This window comes from Natronoarchaeum mannanilyticum (genome assembly GCF_039522665.1).
Taxonomy (GTDB): Archaea; Halobacteriota; Halobacteria; order Halobacteriales; family Natronoarchaeaceae; genus Natronoarchaeum; species Natronoarchaeum mannanilyticum.
Genome location: NZ_BAAADV010000006.1, coordinates 58745 through 75575, shown reverse-complemented (window position 1 = coordinate 75575; position 16831 = coordinate 58745). Strand labels below are relative to the sequence as shown.

Sequence of the window (16831 nt, the reverse complement as noted above, 5' to 3'; positions counted from 1 at the left end):
GGACGAGTCGTGGTCCTACGATGCGATAACGGACGCGCTCCGACAGAAGGTCTCGTAATACACTCTGGCGGCCCCCCGTCACTCTGTCGGGGGGTTATATAAAAGACGACACCGCAAATCGCCTCGATATCACACAAAATGTCAAGGTTTACACTCTGGATCCCCGGGTCCGTTTGCTACGAGAGGGCCGCCCACCGTGAACGTTCTCGGTGAACTATATGTCGATCTACCTGAACTGCTTGTACAGCCCCGACACCAGATTCATGCTCCGAGTGCCGTCCTGGATGCTGTAGTAGGTCCGGAGGTCGGGCGCGAACTTAGCCTTGTAGCCACAGAGGCGCTGGTTGTTCGCGCCGACGAGATCGTACTCCTCGCGGCCGCGCTCGATGGCGTCCGTCATGATCCGCCAGTCGAGGCGGTCGTTGATCGAGACGTTCGAATCCGTCTTGGCGCCGCCCTGCCAGCGGTAGACGGCGTCGGCGTCGTCGAGCGCGACGACGCCGCCGGCGAACTCGCCGTCGACGGTGCAGACGTACGGCCGGACGACGCCGTCGGGAAGTTCGCGGTGCAGCGCGCTCACCGTCTCGGGCGTGAGGAGGTAGGACTCGTCCTGCTCGTCGTGGCGCGCCTTGACCTGGTTGATGATCTGCCGGACGGCGGTGGCGCCGCCCTCGCGGATTTCGACGTCGGCGTCGGGCTCGTTGGTGACGTTGCGCCGGGCGTCGCTGCTGAACCGCGAGAGCAGTTCGTCCCGACCCGGCGAGAGGTCGACGACGTAGGTGTGGGCCAACTCGACGTCGAAGTCGTTCCAGGAGAACGGCCGCGGGTCGTCGTACCACGGCGACGTCCGGACGAGCGTGAACTTGGGGTTGAGCTCCGAGTCCAGCAGGTCGAGACACCGCTCGACGAACCGGGAGTGGCGACGTTCCGCCTTGCGGCGCTTGAGCTTCTCGAAGTTGACCAGCACCGGGCCGAGGTAGCTCACCTTCAGGTCCGGCGGCGGCGAGAACGCCGCGGCGACCGGCCCTTTGTACATCCCGAAGACGGGGAACAGCCCGACCGGCTCCTGGCCTTTGTAGCCGACCAACGGGTGGACGTCGGCCTTGGAGTGGTCGGCCAGCACCTCCAGCGCTTCGTACCGGTGGAACGGCGTACCGTGGGGCGAGCGCTCGACGAGCTGGTTCCACCGATCGCGATCCTCGCGGCCGAACACGTCGATCTCGATGCTCATTCTAGGTAGCCGAGGCTGGTGAGTTGCTGTTCGACGGTCGCGTCGTCCGTGTCGACGTCGGCGTCACTATCGTACGCGGGGTACTCGGTCGTGCCGCTCGACTCGACGAAGGGCATGGTCGCGCCGTCCATCCGGTCGCTGGCGGGGACGCCCATCGTCGCCAGCACGGTGGGAGCGACGTCGAACAGGTGGGCCGCCGCCGGGCTGGCGTCGCCGACGGCGTCACCAGCGGCGGCGAAGGTCCCGCCGATCTTGTGGTTCCAGGCTTCGCTCGGCGCGCTGAACTGCTCGCCGCGCAGCGACGCCGAGAGGTAGTTGTCGAAGTCCGCCGGAACCGTCACGACGTCGGGCGCGTCCTCGATGCGGTCGCCGTCGAACAGCCGCTCACGGGGGACGACCGCGTCGAACACCGGGTCGCCGTCGGGCGTCTCGACCGACTGTAGCGCGGAGATCAGCCGATCGCGGACGGCGTCGTACTCGTCGGGCGGGACGACGCCGTTCGGTTCGCGGCCCTGCAAGTTGATCCGGACACCGAGTTCGATGCGCGAGCGCATGTACGCCGTCGAGCGCTCGAAATCGACCTGCTCGGAGGCGGCCCGTACCGCGTCGGGCGAGACGTGGTCGAGGACGAAGTCGGTGAGCCCCAGCCGGTCGACGATCGCCTGCAGTCGCTGGCTCGTGAGACCGAACGCCGCCGCCACCGACAGCGACCGTTCGAGCGGCGTCGGGTCGGGATCGGCGTCGTCCCGACCGTCCCGAAGCTCCTTGCGCGCGATCGAGGACCACGACGGCATCCCGCCGTCGCCGGCGGTCCGCTCGACGAACCCGCGCTCGTCGAGGAACTCGTTGACGCGAAACTCGTAGCCCTCGTACTCGCCGATCCCGTGATCGCTGACCACCAGCACGTTGTCCGGGTCGTGAGCGTCGAGGATGGCGGCGACTTCCTCGTCGACGGCCTCGTAGACGCCTTCGACGACGTCCCACTCGTCGGGGTGTTCGTGAAACACCGTGTCGGTCTGTTGGAACTGGACGAAGCCGAAGTCGGGGTCGAACCGGTCGGCGAGATACCGGAACGCCCGGCCGCGCATCCGCGTCAGTTCGCGGTACTCCGCGAGCTGTTCGTCGATCGGATCGTCGACCGATCGCTCCCCGTAAATTCGGTACTCGCCGAGATTCTCGCGCACGTCCGCGAGAACCCCCTCGGGATGGCAGTCGGGATTCTCGGGGGCGATATAGCCGGGTATAACCGCCCCGTCGACGTCGTCCGGCGGGTACGTGACGGGAACGTTCACCACGACGCTCGAGAATCCCTGATGATCGAGTAGCTCCCAGAGTGCGTGCTCGGTGACGTCGCTGCGGTTGACGACGTCCCAGTCGTAGCCGTCGAACGAGAGAAAGCTATAGACGCCGTGTTTGCCCGGGTTGACCCCCGTGTACAGCGACGGCCACGCGCTGGGCGTCCAGGGCGGGATCTGCGAGTCGAGCGTTCCGGAGACGCCGTCCTCGAAGATCCCCTGCAGCGCCGGTGTCACGCCTGCCTCGAACAGCGGGTCTAACACCCGCGAGCAGGCGGCGTCGATGCCGATAAGCAGTGTTCGCATGTCCGGGGGGTAACTTCGGGTAGCCTTTGTTATAGATAACCTTCACGACGGCTGCCGATTTTGTCGATGAACGAGCGGATCGTTCACCGGACGTAACGATCGCCTTACCGGTAATCGGAGCTTTCCGTCGCCAGTTCCCTCGGCTTTCCCGGCCCAGCGAGGCGACGAGTCGTGAGATCACGCGGCTCGGTCGTCAGCGCCGGTAGGGTAGTATTACCGCGCGTCCGTCGGACAATCACGAGCGACGTCGTCCCCACGCGCGACGTCGTCCGCTCGGTTTCAGGAGTACACTGCGTCGAGTTCCGTTTTCGGAAAGAAAACCGGCGTCCGGCCGTCTGACACGCTCGTTCCGGTGGCACCGTCGACCGCGACCGGAGGGCAAGTAAGAGAATATATACTGCACGTATCTGTGAGTAAACTGCTCGATACCATTGGTTCCGCGACACAATCTGGTCAAAATTACTATTTGTGTAGGGTGGCCCTACCGGAGTATGGCAGACCCAAACGACGCGGACGAACGCGGTAGCCCCACCGTAGACAGACGAGCGTACCTCAAGTTCGCCGGTGCAGCGGGCCTGACAGCCGGTACGGCGAGCTTACTCGGCGGAACGGCGGCCGCAGCCGCCGTCGACCTCGGCGAGGAGGGGCTCGAAGACGGCGACACGATCGACGGATACCTCGAAGAGCACTTCACCAGCGGCAACGAGGTTCACATTCCGCCGGGCGACTACGACTGGAACGGCGGCGGCCTCAGCGGGAGTTACTCGAACGCCGCGCTGATCGGCGACGGCGAGCCGGGCGCGGTCCAGCTCCACCACCCCGAGGGCGAATACCGGTACAACGCCGTGCGCGCCCAGAGCGGCGAGGTGCGCCTGGAGAACATCACGATCCGCGGCGCGGCCGGCGGCGAGGAGGCCAAGCTCCGCGCCGAGGCGCCGGGATCGGACGCGCGGATGGTGCTCGACAAGGTGTGGCTGCCCGACGGCGTCGTCGACGGCGCCGACGGTGTCGGCCTCTACGTCGGCGCCGAACACGCCGGGACGATCGAGTTCGTCGACTGCTACGTCGAGGACTTCTCGGACAACGGCCTGTACGCCAGCGCGCCCGGCGGGAGCTACGACGACGCCGAGGGCGGCCGCGTGATCGTCGAAGGGGGCCTCTACAAGAACAACAACATCAGCAACGTCCGGCTGGGAACCGACGACAGCGTCGCCCGCGAGGTGACGATGGTCCACGACGCCGACTCGCCGCCGAACGACGGCGTCTGGAACCAGCGCAACCTCCGCATCCGGCAGGGCGGCGAGAACATCCTCGTCGAGAACTGCGACATCTACCACGACCGGGGCAGCTACTACCCCGTCGAGCTGTCGCCGCTGTTCGACGGCGGTAGCGGCGTGATCCGGAACACGCGGATCTACACGAACTCCTCGAACCAGGCGGTCCGCAGCCACGACGCCGACTGGCGCACGGAGAACGTCCACCTCACCGGCGACGGCAACTTCGACATCGGCGTCCCCGCGTCCGGCACTGTCACCGGCAGCGACGCCCAGCAGGCCTCGAAGCTTCCCCGCATCCCGATCCTCGACTACGAGGGGCGCGGCGGAGCATCCAGTCCCGGCAGCGATGGCGGCGACGATCTGCCGGACATGGATCCCCACCTGGTGACGTTCATCTCGACGGCCGACGCCGGCGAGGCGAGCTACGAGTTCACCGCCGACGGCCCGGTCACGCCGCTGCGCGTCTCACCCTACACCAGCCCGAGCGGCAACGAAGTGCGCGCGACGAGCAACTTCACGGTCGACGCCGACGCCGAAGACGGGCCCCACACCGTCAACGGCTCCACCGGCAACGGCTACGGCGACGCCTACGAGGTGTACGGACAGGTCACCGACGTCACGGTCGACAGCCCGGACTGGATGTGGATCGAGCTCGACGGCGAGGAAGTTAGCGAGGATGAGCTGATCGCTCAGACGGCGCCGCCCGGGGAGGACGGCGGCGACGACGGCCTCACGAACGCGCTCGTGATCGACGGAACAGTCTCGGACTCCTCGAGCACGTACTCGTTTGAGGTGTCCGGCGAGGTCCGCCAGAGCGAGGAGCTGACCTCGACGCCCGCCGACGCGTCGACCTGGGATTCGCTCGCCTCGAACGTCTCCAACGGGAAGGTGCTGGGCATCGTCCGCGACGGCGTCGACGGCTACCGCTACTCCGGCAAAGTCACCAGCATGCAGGTCTGCGGCGACGCGGCCGTCGAGTTCGAGAATCAGGAATGAACCGCGCGGGACTCGATCGACGGAACTCGCTCCGCGGCGGCCCTGCGGGACGCCCGCGTCCAGAGGTGGTGATCTGACGTGTCCCCCGAGGAGTGGGAGGCACTCCCGATGGACCCGGACCCCAAGGCAGACCTCGGCTACGAGCCCCTGGAGCTGGACGTCATCTCCGCGGAGAACCGAGGCGTGAACCAGCTGCTGTTCCTCCCGTCCGACGAGGAGGCGCTCCGCGCGGACGCCTTCATCGTCGCGGATGAAGGCGCGGTCTGCGACGTGCGGGACTGTCGGTAGCGGTTTTTGGAGCGGCGAGTTTCGCGTTTTCTCTGTTTCTGCGTATCGTCGACCAGTTCTCGCTCGACGCAGCGGTCACCAGACGGTCGCCCGACGGCGGCGACCGTACAACCGCCTTACCTGTCGCAAGCGAGGAATAACAAAGAGAACACGACGTAATTGCCGGACAACGCCCGTCTGCTGGCGTTGGGAACTGAATGGTCTACACGCATCGAGAGCGCGACAGCACAGCAGCGATGGGGAGAGAACGATGACCAGCGCCGAGCTCGGCCCGGACGTCGAGGTGCAGGGCGGCGCCACGGTCGGCACGCCCGGCGACGACGACCTGCCCGAGATCGGCGCCGACGCGACGATCCGATCGGGGACGATCATCTACTCGGACGTGAAGATCGGCGACCGGTTCCAGACCGGCCACAACGCCCTGGTCCGCGAGGAGACCGTCATCGGCGACGACGTCGTCGTCGGGACCAACACCGTCGTCGACGGCACGACGACGATCGGCGACGAGGTCAGCCTCCAGACCGGCGTGTACGTCCCGCCGTACACCGAGATCGGCGACCAGGTGTTCCTCGGCCCGCACGCGGTCTGCACGAACGATCCCTACCCGATCCGCCGGGACGTCGATCTCGTCGGGCCGACCCTGGAGGATCACGCCTCGATCGGCGCCAACGCGGTGTTGCTCCCCGGCGTCACGGTCGGCGAGGGCTCGTTCGTCGCCGCCGGCGCCGTCGTGACCGAGGACGTCCCGCCGGGGACGCTCGCCGTCGGCGCTCCGGCGACCCACGAACCGCTTCCTGAACCGCTCGACGGCCAGAACATGATCTGAATGAGTCGAACGACTACCGACATCCCGCTGTACGACGCCGCCGCATCGACTGATGAGTACGACGACGCCGATCCGGCAACTAACCGCGATGCCGGCGAATCGAACGGCAGAGATGCCGACGCGTCGATCGAGGAACGCCGCCGTGCCTTCCGTTCGGGAGAGATCCCCGTCGCGGTCTACGGCCTGGGAAAGATGGGCCTGCCGCTGGCGGCCGTCTACGCCGAGACCTGCGGCAACGTGATCGGCGCCGACGTCGACGAGGACGTCGTCGCGTCGGTCAACGCCGGCGAGTGTCACGTCAAGCGCGAGCCCGGACTTCCCGAACTCGTCGCCGAGACCGTCGAGTCCGGCGCCCTGCGCGCGGTCAGCGACCCCGCCGAGGCCGCCGCCGAGGCGACGGTCCACGTCGTCATCGTCCCCACGCTGCTCAGCGAGGACGACGCGCCGGACCTGTCCATCCTCCAGTCCGTGATCGACGACGTCGCGACCGGCCTCGAACCGGGCGATCTGGTCGTCGTCGAGTCGACGGTCCCGCCGCGAACCTGCTCGGACGTCGTCGCCCCGCGCCTGCGCGAGAAAAGCGGGCTCGACGAGGGCGAGTTCGGCGTCGCCTTCTGTCCCGAGCGGACCGCCAGCGGCCGCGCCGTCCAGGACATCCGCGGGGCGTACCCCAAGGTCGTCGGCGGCGTCGACGCCGAGAGCATCCGCGCCGCCCGGCTGGTGTACGACGAGATCAACGACCGGGGGACGATCCCCGTCTCGGACGCGACGACCGCCGAGGCCGTCAAGGTGTTCGAGGGGGTCTACCGGGACGTTAACATCGCGCTGGCGAACGAGCTCGCCCGGATGGCCGACGAACTCGGGATCGACGTCACCGAGGCGATCGAGGTCGCCAACACCCAGCCGTACTGCGACATCCACGACCCCGGGCCGGGCGTCGGCGGCCACTGCATCCCGTACTACCCCTACTTCCTGATCAACGGATTGGACTCTTGGAACCGGCTGCTCTCGACGGCCCGCGAGGTCAACGACGAGATGCCCGCGTTCACGGTGCGCAAGCTCGCCGAGGAACTGGCGGGCGCCGGGAAGAACGTCGCCGACGCGACCGTGATCGTCCTCGGGATGACCTACCGCGCCGGCGTCGAGGAGACCCGCGCGAGCCCGGCGATTCCGATCAGCGAGCGCCTCGAAGACCTGGGCGCCGAGGTGCTGACGGTCGATCCGATGCTGGACGACGCCGACGAGTTCGCCGGGCGGCAGATCACCCTCGACGAGATCTACGAGCAGGACGCCGACGCCGCCGTGCTGGTCACCGCCCACGAGGACTTCGAGGGGATCGACTGGTCGGCGTTCGACCGTTCGCTTGCGGTCGTCGACGGACAGCAGACGCTCGACCTCTCGGAGACACCGCACCGCCAGTACACGATCGGCGTCGGGCAGCAGACCCGAACGAGCGGTGACCGACGAGGTGGCGGGTCCGACGTCGCCGATCCCGTCGATCCCGAGCGGATCGGCGACGGCGGTGATACCGCGGGCGATCCCCCGGACGGATGCTAGACGACCACTCGTTCGCGCTCTGTCTCACCCACGACGTCGACCGGCCGTACAAGACCTACCAGTCGGGGTACTACGCCGTCGCCGAGCGCGACCCCTCGCACCTGCTGTCGGTGCTGCCGGGCCGGAACTCCTACTGGCAGTTCGAGGAGGTGATGGCGCTGGAGGACTCGCTGGGCGTCCGGTCGGCGTTCTACTTCCTCGACGAGCAGAACCTGTTTCGCGATCGACCCGTCCGCGACTGGTTCGATCCCGGCAGCTGGAAGCGCTACGCCGGCCGGTACGAGCTGTCGGATCCCGCCATCGTCGACGTGATCCACGACCTCGACGAGGGCGGGTGGGAGGTCGGGCTCCACGGGTCCTACGAGTCCTACGACGACCCGGAGCGGCTGGCCGTTGAAAAAGAGCAAATCGAGTCGATCCTCGGCCGCGAGATCGTCGGCGGGCGTCAGCACTACCTCAATCTCGACGAACCAGACACGTGGCGCCACCACGCCGACGTCGGGCTGAAGTACGACGCCAGTCTCGGCTCGTCGAGCACGTACGGGTTCCAGTACGGCGACGCACCGCTGCGGCCGTTCGACGACGAGTTCGTCGTGTTCCCGCTGACGATCATGGAGGTCGCCCTCCCGGATCCGACCGAACACTTCGAACGCGCCTGGCGGGAGTGTCGGGCAGTGCTCGACGAGGCCCGCGAGCGCGAGGCGGTCGCGACGATCCTCTGGCACCCCCGATACTTCAGCCAGCGCGACTTCCCCGGCTACGGGGAGCTGTACCGGCGCATCGTCGAGTACGCGCTGGACGAGGGAGCGTGGGTCGGCCCGCCGGCGGACCTGTACGCTCAACTCGAACATCCCGACGGAGACGGCGGGAGCGCAGTCGAGGGAAAGGAACCTGAGGAGCGCGCACCGAGGACGTCGAACTGATTTTCTTCGATTCCCGGTACGTTCGGCGGTGCCGGCGAGTCTCGACGTCAGAAGCGCCGGAGGGTATCGACGCCGGAACGTTCTTCGATGCCAGCGTTAAGTAATACTAATAGAAGCAATACTCAATATGAGTAATACTGAGAACGGTGAGCGGATCGTCACCGAGAAGGGCCAGGCGACGATCCCGAAGTCGCTCTGGGCGAAACACGGCATCTCGGCGCCCGGACGCGTGAAGTTCGTCGAGAGCGAGGACGGCGAGATCGTCGTCCGCCCGGTGGGGACGATGCGCGAGTTCCGGAGACTCGAACGGTCGGACGACGAGGACCGCTCCGCGACGGAGACGCTTCGCCAGGAGCGGGAGCGAGACGAGCGCGAGAGCGACGAGCTGGTCGATCGGCTGGCCGCCGGAACCGACGAAGACGAGGTGCCGGAAGAAGAGGGGTTGGAGGACGACGAGGCGACCGATGAGTGACGCGGTCGTGTTCGACGCCGAACCGATCCTCGCCTACCTCAACGACGAACCGGGGAGCGTCGCCGTCGAAGAGTGGTTCGACCGGGTGGCGTCCGGCGAGATCGACGTCAACGACGCCTCGATCGAGCGATTTGGGGACGAACCGGCTTGATCGCTTTGTAGGGGGAGGGGTGCTTCCGCAATTTCTGCCTCGATATAGATCACACGTTCATCGGTGTACGTTGACGTTTGACTCAGGAACGGGAGTCGATCATGTTGACGTCTCTCAGAGGGGCGGGGGGAGGGGGGTTTCCGCAATTCCGCGGTTTTCCCGTCCCCCCGAACTGCCACCGTGAGCGGAGAGAATATAAAAGAATCGCTGAAGAGAATCTATCGAGACTCATTCTGATACTAGACCATTCTGCATTGCGGCGGTTTGGGATATTACTACAACCGGCTACTACTACTGTTACCAAAACAGTTATAATATAATAACAAGGGCGAAACGGGACTTGACGCCGTTCGAGTAAAGCTGCGGCGTCGACCGCCGTTCGCGCTCTCTACCCCACCCCCACCGTTTTGCGATAATTGCGGAAACCCCCCTCCCCCCGTGTTTTATAAACGACCCTGGATTGCAGAAATTGCGGAAATTGCGGAACGGGGGGTTTTATAAGTGGTAATCCTGACAGTCGAGATATGCCACAGTTCGGCGAGTCGGGGGACGTGCTAGCGCACGACGACGCGCTGAAGGACGACTGGACGCCCGACGAGCTCCCCGAGCGGGAGGAGGAGCTCGCGGACATCCACTACGTCCTCGAACCGGCGTCCCGGGGGTACACGCCGCACAACGCGTTCATCTACGGTCCCGCCGGTCAGGGGAAGACTGTCGCGACCCAGAACAAACTGACCGAGCTGCAGGAGTTTCTGGGCGACAGCGCCGACATCGACGCGGAACTGCACACCTTTTTCGTCAACTGCGCGGACCTGACGTCCTCGTACCAGGTCGCCGGCGCGCTGCTCAAGGAGATCTCGCCGGAGTGGGACGAGCGCCCGCGCGGGCACGGCCTCTCGAACCTCTTCGACTGGATCTTCGAGCGGATGGAGGAGATCGGCGGGACGATCGTCGTCGTGCTCGACGAGATCGACGTGATCGGCGACGACGACACGATCCTCTACAAGCTCTCCCGCGCGAAGGCGAACGGCGACATCGAGGACGTCCGGCTGTCGGTGCTGGGCATCTCCAACGACTTCGACTTTCACTCGAATCTCTCCCAGCGCGTCAAGGACACGCTCTGCGAGGAAGAAATCAGATTTGCTCCCTACAACGCCGGCCAGCTGCGCGCGATCCTCACCCGCCGCGCGGAGATGGCGTTCCACGACGGCGTCCTCGAGGACGACGTGATCCCGCTGTGTGCGGCGTACGCCGCTCAGGACAACGGCTCCGCTCGGCAGGCGATCCGGCTCCTGTACAAATCCGGGACTGAAGCCCAGACCGCGGGCGACGACGTCGTGACGGAGGGACACGTGCGCGACGCTCGCGAGGAGATCGAGCGTAACGCGCTCCTGGAGGGGCTCAAGAACCTCACTGTCCAGGAGCACTCGTCGCTGCTGTCGGTGGCCGCGCTCGAAGCGAAAGGCGAGACGCCCGCGCCCACGAAGGAGATCTACTCGGAGTACAAGTCGATCACCACCGCGATCGACGTCGACGTGACGACGATGCGAAGCGTCCGCGACCACCTGCAGGCGCTCGACCTGTACAGCTTTCTGGAAGGGTCGAAGAAGACCGGCGGCAAGCGGGGCGGCGAGCGTTGGATGTTCGAGCTCAACATCGACCTCAACGTCGTCCTCGACGTGCTGAGCGACAACGCGCGATTCGAGGACGTCGTCGACGACATCGAACGCTCGGCGAAGCGGAACGGCCTTCTGTGAACCGCCTCGGGGTCAAGCCCCGAGGCACTCGCCTTGCTTTCTCTGTAGAGCGGGCGGTTCCCCGGAACGGCCCGAGCGCGAGAATTGCGGAAATTGCGGAAACCCCCCTCCCCCCGTTCGTCTCCCTGCAGAATCTTGCGAGAGGAGCACATCCCGAAGACGGCGGAGAACGCTGGAACTTCCGGTAAGAAGGAGATAACAAAGGCCGGTCTCGCTGGAACACAGACAGAACCACCGAATGAGAGTCGAGCGCTTAGATATCTCGGAGTGGAGCGACGCGCTCCCGAACTCGGGAGTCGAACTGTTTCAGACGCCGGAAGCGCTGTCGGTGCTCGACGAGCACGCGACGGGCGAGCTGCGGCTGTACGGGGGGTTCAAGGGCCAGCAGCCGATCGGGCTGTTCCCGCTGCTCGTCCAGGACCGCTCGATCGGCTCCGCCGTGCTGTCGCCGCCGCCGGGCTTCGGCGTCCCGCGGATGGGGCCGCTGGTGATGCCGACCAGCCCGAAGCAGCGCAAGCGCGAGAAGGTGAACAACTCGTTCGTCGAGGCCGTGCTCGAGGACGTCGGCGTCGACGACTCGCTGACGCTGTTCCGGACGATCTGCGGCACGGGCTACGACGACCCGCGCCCGTTCTCGTGGGCCGACCTCGACGTCGGGACGCGGTTCACCTACCAGCTCGATCTGGCCGACGAATCGCCCGACGATGTGCTGACGTCGTTCAGCAAGAGCCTCCGGCGGGAGATTCGCGACGGCGAGGACATCGACGTCGAGATCAGCGACGAGGGGCTCGACGGCGCTCGGTCGGTGTACGAGGACACGAAGATCCGCTACCAGGAACAGGACGAGACGTTCCCGCTGTCCTGGGAGTACGTCCGCGACCTGGTCGACGCGCTCGACGAGCGCTGTCGGGTGTACGTCGCGCGCACGGCCGACGGCGAGTTCCTCAGCGGGATCACGGTGCTGTACTCCGACGAGGCGGGGTACTTCTGGCAGGGCGGCACCCGGGCGACCCACGAGAACGTCAGCGTCAACAGCCTGCTGCACTGGCGGGTGATCCGGGACGTGATCGAGGATCCCCCGATGGAGTCGGTGACGAAGTACGACCTGATGGGCGCCAACACCGAGCGGCTCTGCCGGTACAAGAGCAAGTTCGGCGCCGACCTGGTGCCGTACTACGTCGTCGAGTCGCAGGGAACGGGAATGGACGTCGCCAAGCGCGCCTACCGGATGGTATCCAGATGACCTCGGACCTGTCCGACGCCGTCGCGACCGGTGATCGGTCGCCGCAGGCGCGTCCGGGCGCCGACGCGTCTTCACCGAGCGGTGACGCGACGACGGACGACGGCGTCGGGCCGGGCGACGACGATCCCCTGCGCGTACTGAATCTCGTGACGAACGACGACGCCCGGTTCTACAAGCAACAGGTATCGGTACTGGAGTCACAGGGCGTCTCCTGTACGACGCTGGCGGTACCCAGCGATCGGGAGCACAGCGCGAGCGGCGTCGACGGTCGGTCGCTGGAGGACTACGTCCGGTTCTACCCCCAGACGCTAAAACGGTCGTTCGAGGACTTCGATCTGATTCACGCCAACTACGGGCTGACCGGGCCGGCGGCGGTGCTCCAGCCGAACCTCCCGGTCGTGCTCTCGCTGTGGGGGTCGGACCTGCTGGGAACCTACGGGCCGGTCAGCAAACTCTGCGCCCGCCGGAGCGACGCGGTGATCGTCATGAGCGACCAGATGGCCGACGCGCTGGGACAGGACTGCCACGTCATCCCCCACGGCGTCGATCTCGACAAGTTCGCACCCCAGACCCAGCGCGCCGCGCAGGAGGAACTCGGCTGGGATCCCGACGCTCGCCACGTGCTGTTCCCCTACGCGCGCTCGAAGACGGTCAAGAACCCCGCCCGAGCGGAGCGGGTCGTCGCGGCCGCCCGCGAGCGCCTCGCGACCCCCGTCGAACTGCAGACCGTCTCCGGCGTCCCCCACGATCGGATGCCGACGTACATGAACGCCGCCGACGCGCTGCTGCTCACGTCCGACCGCGAGGGCTCGCCCAACTCCGTCAAGGAGGCGATGGCCTGCAACCTCCCCGTGGTCTCGACGGACGTCGGCGACGTCCGACAGCGGCTCTCGGGCGTCCGCCACTCCTTCGTCGGGCGGGACGACGCCGAGCTGGCCGACGCCCTCGTCTCCGTGCTCGACGCCGGCGTCGAGTCGAACGGTCGCGAGGTCGTTCGCGAGTTGAGCGTCGAACGGATGGGCGAACAGATCAGGGACGTGTACCGCGGCGTCGTCGAATCGTGACCGGCGACAACGCAGGCGGAAACTGGAGTCGAACCGAGTCGAGCCGAACGTGGATGCCGTCGTCGAAGCGAGCCGAACGCGGATGCGGCCGATGCCAACTGACCCACCATGACCACTGATACGGATCGCACCGAGTCTCGCGGAACGCGCCGAGCGCGCATCGCGCTGCTGGTCGGCTTCGTGGCGCTGACGACCGCCGTGATCGCGGCCCACCGGTCGCCGGCCCGGAGCTACGAGCTGTCGATCTACGAGGCGACGCCGCTGCTGTTCTGGGGCGGCGTCGGCGTCGCGGCGCTGATCGGCGTCGTCATCGCCGTCCGCGGTCCGGCGTCCCGCCGCGTCGGGCAGGGGGCGACGCTGCTCGCGGGCGCCAGCGCGCTCTCGGTCGCCGCGCTGCCGATCCTGCGGGGCTACTACTTCTACGGCAAGGGCGACCCGCTGAGCCACCTCGGCTGGGCGCGGATGTTCGAGGTGGGCGTGTTGCACCCCGCCGGGATGCGCTATCCCGCGATCCACACGATCTCGGTGCAGTTATCGAGCGTAACCGGCCTCGAACTGCGGCTGACGATGATGCTGACCGTCGCCGTCTTCTTCCTCGTGTTCTTGCTGTTCGTCCCGCTCTGCGTCGCCGCGATCGCCGACACGAGGTCGGCAATCGCCGTCGGCGCCGTCTCCGCGCTGTTGCTGATGCCGATCAACAATCTCGGGACCCACGCGGTCGCGTACCCGACGACCCAGGCGATCATGTTCGCGCCGGTCGTGCTCTACCTCGCGATGGGGTACGCGAGCGACCGCGGCGATCACCGGCGACTGGTCGGCAACGTCACCGGCGTCGGCCTGCTGCTTGCGCTCTCGACGACCGCGGTCGTCCTGCTGCACCCGCAGCAGGCGGTGAACCTGCTCGGCGCGTTCGTCCTGATCGCCACGCTGCAGTACCTCTACCGCCGCCTCGGGCGCAATCATCCGATCGCAACGCACCGCCGGCTGTACGCCCAGACGGGGCTGTTCGGGTTGGTGTTCCTGCTGTGGTCGGCCCGCCTCGAACGGGTGTACGAGGCGGTGGCCGCGATCGCGTCGGGGCTGCTATCGGCGTCGCAGCCGGGGGGCGCCGTCGCCAGCCGCGCGAGCTCGCTGACGCTGCTGGGGGGAAGTCTGGAGGAAATGTTCGTCAAGCTGTTCGGCGTCAGCCTGGTGTACGCGGTGCTCGCGGCGGTGCTGGCCGTCGCGGTGCTGGCCGGCGGCGTCGGACGGATCGACGACGACGGGACGGCGTACCTCGAGTACCTGATCCTGACGGGCGTGCCCGCGGCGGGGTTCTTCGTCGTGTTCCTGCTGGCCAACGCCCAGACCCAGTACTTCCGGTACCACGGGTTCCTGATGGCGATCGTGACGATCCTCGGCGCGGTCGCCCTGACCGTCGGGATCGACCGGCTCAGCGATGTCCGGGGGCGAAGCGTGCTCTCGGTCGCCCTCGCGGTCGCGTTCGTGGCGTTCCTGGTGTTGCAGGCGGTGGCGTTCCACCCCTCGCCGTACATCTACCAGCCAAACAGCCAGGTGACCGAGGCCGAGGTCGACGGCTACACGACCGCGCTGGAGCACCGCAACGAGTCGACCGCGTTCGCCGGCATCCGATCCGGTCCTCGCCGGTTCATCGATCTCCACTACGGGACGACGACACCGGCGGCCGAGCGGATCTCCTGGCGCCGCTACGTCGTTCCGCAGGGGCACTTCCGGAACGGGACCGTCGAGTCGGCGTTCGACGACCCGACCTACGTTCCGGTGACCGAGGCCGACGTCGAGCGCGAGACGGTTCTCTACGAGGGGTTCCGGTACAACGAGGCTGGGTTCGAGCAGCTCGAACAGGAGGCCGAGATCGACCGGGTGCAGGCGAACGATCAGTTCGAGCTGTACCTCGTCGATCCGAACGCCAGCGTCGGCGGATAAATATCGACGTCAGCTGAGATGGCATCGGTCAGTAGGACTCGTTTTCGACCCGGCGGGTGACGGCACCAGCGGCGCAACCAGCCTATAACAAAACCCGCGCTGGGGGAGGTGAGAGACGAGCATGGCCAAGCGACACGGCGGGCGACGCCGCGGCGTCGGCGGCGCCCCGGAGCTGTCCGGGCGAACTGTTCTGGTGACCGGCGGCGCGGGGTTCGTCGGCAGCCACCTGGTCGAGGCGCTCGCCGGCGACAACGAGGTCCGGGTGCTCGATGACCTCTCGGGTGGGAAGGCCGAGCACGTCCCGCCGGGCGTCGAGCTGATCGAGGGCGACGTCCGCGACCCGGACGTGCTCGGGTGGGCGATGTCGGACGTCGACGTCGTCTTCCACGAGGCCGGACTTGTCAGCGTCGACCGCTCGGTCGAGGCACCCGCCGAGAGCCACGAGACCAACGTCGCGGCGACCGTGGAGCTGCTCGACCGGGCGCGCGAGGAGGACGCCCGAGTCGTGCTGGCGTCCAGCTGCGCGATCTACGGCGAGCCCGAGTCGGTGCCGGTCGCCGAGACCGACGCCAAGACGCCCACCTCGCCGTACGCCGTCGACAAGCTGGCGATCGACCACTACGCCCGCACCCACGACGACCTGTACGACCTCGACGCCGTCGCGCTCCGGTACTTCAATATCTACGGCCCCAGGCAGGCCGGCGGCGACTACAGCGGCGTCGTCAAGGCCTTCTTCGAGCAGGCCCGCGCCGGCGAGCCGATCACGGTCCACGGCGACGGCGAGCAGACGCGCGACTTCGTCCACGTCTCCGACGTCGTGCGGGCGAACCTCGCGGCCGCCACGACCGACGAGACGGGTCGGGCGTTCAACGTCGGCACCGGGCAGAGCACGTCGATCCGCCGGCTCGCCGAGGCGATCCGCGACGCGGTCGGCTCGGACTCAGAGATCGTCCACACCGACCCTCGAGCCGCCGACGTGCGCCACAGCCGAGCGGACGTGGCTCGCGCGCGCGAAGAACTGGGATTCGAGGCGACCGTCTCGCTGGAGGACGGGCTGACGACGCTGGTGGAGTAGGGTGACATAGCCAGTTTTCGTCACTCGTCGACTGTCGGCCAGCGGTTCTCGATTCGCTCTCGAATCCACATCCCCGCGTAGAGATGTAGAACAGAGAGGCGTGCGACAACCACACCCCTCTATCGATGTGTTCTGGGAAGTCAGGGGTGGGAAACAAGGCGTCATATGCCGGGAAAACGGCATCTTCCCGGCAGAGAGCATCTATTAATGTTGTCTCCTCTCTTCTAGTTGACCTAGTCTAGAACAACATATACACGCACTCTATTTTCCGGCGACCTTGATGAGGTGTGTTTTGTAGTACCCCACTGTTTCACGTAGTGATCCTTTATATCCTCGCCCCCTCCGCCGTTTCACGTAGTGGGTTGATTTAAATACCCCCTCCCCCGACGTTTCACGTAGTGAGCGTTATTCGAATGTCTACCTCTT

At 66.6% G+C, this 16831-nt stretch carries 14 protein-coding genes; 12 read left to right on the top strand and 2 right to left on the bottom strand.

The features are described from left to right. Positions 1–226: 226 nt before the first annotated feature. A complete protein-coding gene (locus ABDZ81_RS13105) occupies positions 227–1231 on the bottom strand; it encodes a GNAT family N-acetyltransferase (RefSeq protein WP_343774446.1) in 1005 nt (334 codons plus the stop codon). Beyond that, positions 1228–2832: an alkaline phosphatase family protein gene (locus tag ABDZ81_RS13100; RefSeq protein WP_343774445.1), complete on the bottom strand. Its 1605-nt coding sequence runs from the start codon at positions 2830–2832 to the stop codon at positions 1228–1230. Before ABDZ81_RS13100 ends, ABDZ81_RS13105 begins: the two co-directional genes overlap by 4 nt. Before the next feature lie 491 nt (positions 2833–3323). Here ABDZ81_RS13100 and ABDZ81_RS13095 point away from each other — a divergent pair, with 491 nt between their 5' ends. From ABDZ81_RS13095 to ABDZ81_RS13040, 12 genes are all read left to right on the top strand, one after another. Then, a complete protein-coding gene (locus ABDZ81_RS13095; RefSeq protein WP_343774444.1) occupies positions 3324–5105 on the top strand; it encodes a hypothetical protein in 1782 nt (593 codons plus the stop codon). Between the two features lie 108 nt (positions 5106–5213). Further along, complete coding sequence (locus tag ABDZ81_RS13090) at positions 5214–5393, top strand: hypothetical protein (RefSeq protein ID WP_343774443.1); 180 nt, start codon at positions 5214–5216, stop codon at positions 5391–5393. A 250-nt stretch (positions 5394–5643) separates the two neighbouring features. Next, positions 5644–6219 (top strand): acyltransferase, encoded by a 576-nt coding sequence (locus ABDZ81_RS13085; RefSeq protein WP_343774442.1) that lies wholly within the window; start codon positions 5644–5646, stop codon positions 6217–6219. Continuing rightward, positions 6220–7776, top strand: coding sequence for a nucleotide sugar dehydrogenase (locus tag ABDZ81_RS13080; protein ID WP_343774441.1), 1557 nt, complete (start codon positions 6220–6222; stop codon positions 7774–7776). It abuts the gene before it with no gap. Continuing rightward, entirely contained in the window at positions 7770–8699 is a 930-nt protein-coding gene (locus ABDZ81_RS13075; protein WP_343774440.1) for a polysaccharide deacetylase family protein, read from the top strand. The genes ABDZ81_RS13080 and ABDZ81_RS13075 overlap by 7 nt, the downstream gene beginning before the upstream one ends. A gap of 127 nt (positions 8700–8826) precedes the next feature. Next, entirely contained in the window at positions 8827–9171 is a 345-nt protein-coding gene (locus tag ABDZ81_RS13070; RefSeq protein ID WP_343774439.1) for an AbrB/MazE/SpoVT family DNA-binding domain-containing protein, read from the top strand. Further along, the gene (locus tag ABDZ81_RS13065) at positions 9164–9322 is read left to right on the top strand and encodes a PIN domain-containing protein (protein ID WP_343774438.1); all 159 of its coding nucleotides are present in this window, start codon (positions 9164–9166) and stop codon (positions 9320–9322) included. Before ABDZ81_RS13070 ends, ABDZ81_RS13065 begins: the two co-directional genes overlap by 8 nt. A gap of 524 nt (positions 9323–9846) precedes the next feature. After that, on the top strand, positions 9847–11079 hold the full coding sequence (locus ABDZ81_RS13060) for a Cdc6/Cdc18 family protein (RefSeq protein WP_343774437.1): 1233 nt from the start codon (positions 9847–9849) through the stop codon (positions 11077–11079). Between the two features lie 238 nt (positions 11080–11317). Further along, the gene (locus tag ABDZ81_RS13055; RefSeq protein ID WP_343774436.1) at positions 11318–12322 is read left to right on the top strand and encodes a lipid II:glycine glycyltransferase FemX; all 1005 of its coding nucleotides are present in this window, start codon (positions 11318–11320) and stop codon (positions 12320–12322) included. Positions 12323–12450: 128 nt separating this feature from the next. After that, the gene (locus tag ABDZ81_RS13050; protein ID WP_425541913.1) at positions 12451–13386 is read left to right on the top strand and encodes a glycosyltransferase family 4 protein; all 936 of its coding nucleotides are present in this window, start codon (positions 12451–12453) and stop codon (positions 13384–13386) included. A 108-nt stretch (positions 13387–13494) separates the two neighbouring features. After that, positions 13495–15330, top strand: coding sequence for a hypothetical protein (locus ABDZ81_RS13045; protein ID WP_343774434.1), 1836 nt, complete (start codon positions 13495–13497; stop codon positions 15328–15330). A gap of 121 nt (positions 15331–15451) precedes the next feature. After that, positions 15452–16405 carry an NAD-dependent epimerase/dehydratase family protein gene (locus ABDZ81_RS13040; protein WP_343774432.1) on the top strand — a complete coding sequence of 318 codons (954 nt, stop codon included), beginning with the start codon at positions 15452–15454 and terminating at the stop codon, positions 16403–16405. Positions 16406–16831 lie beyond the last annotated feature (426 nt).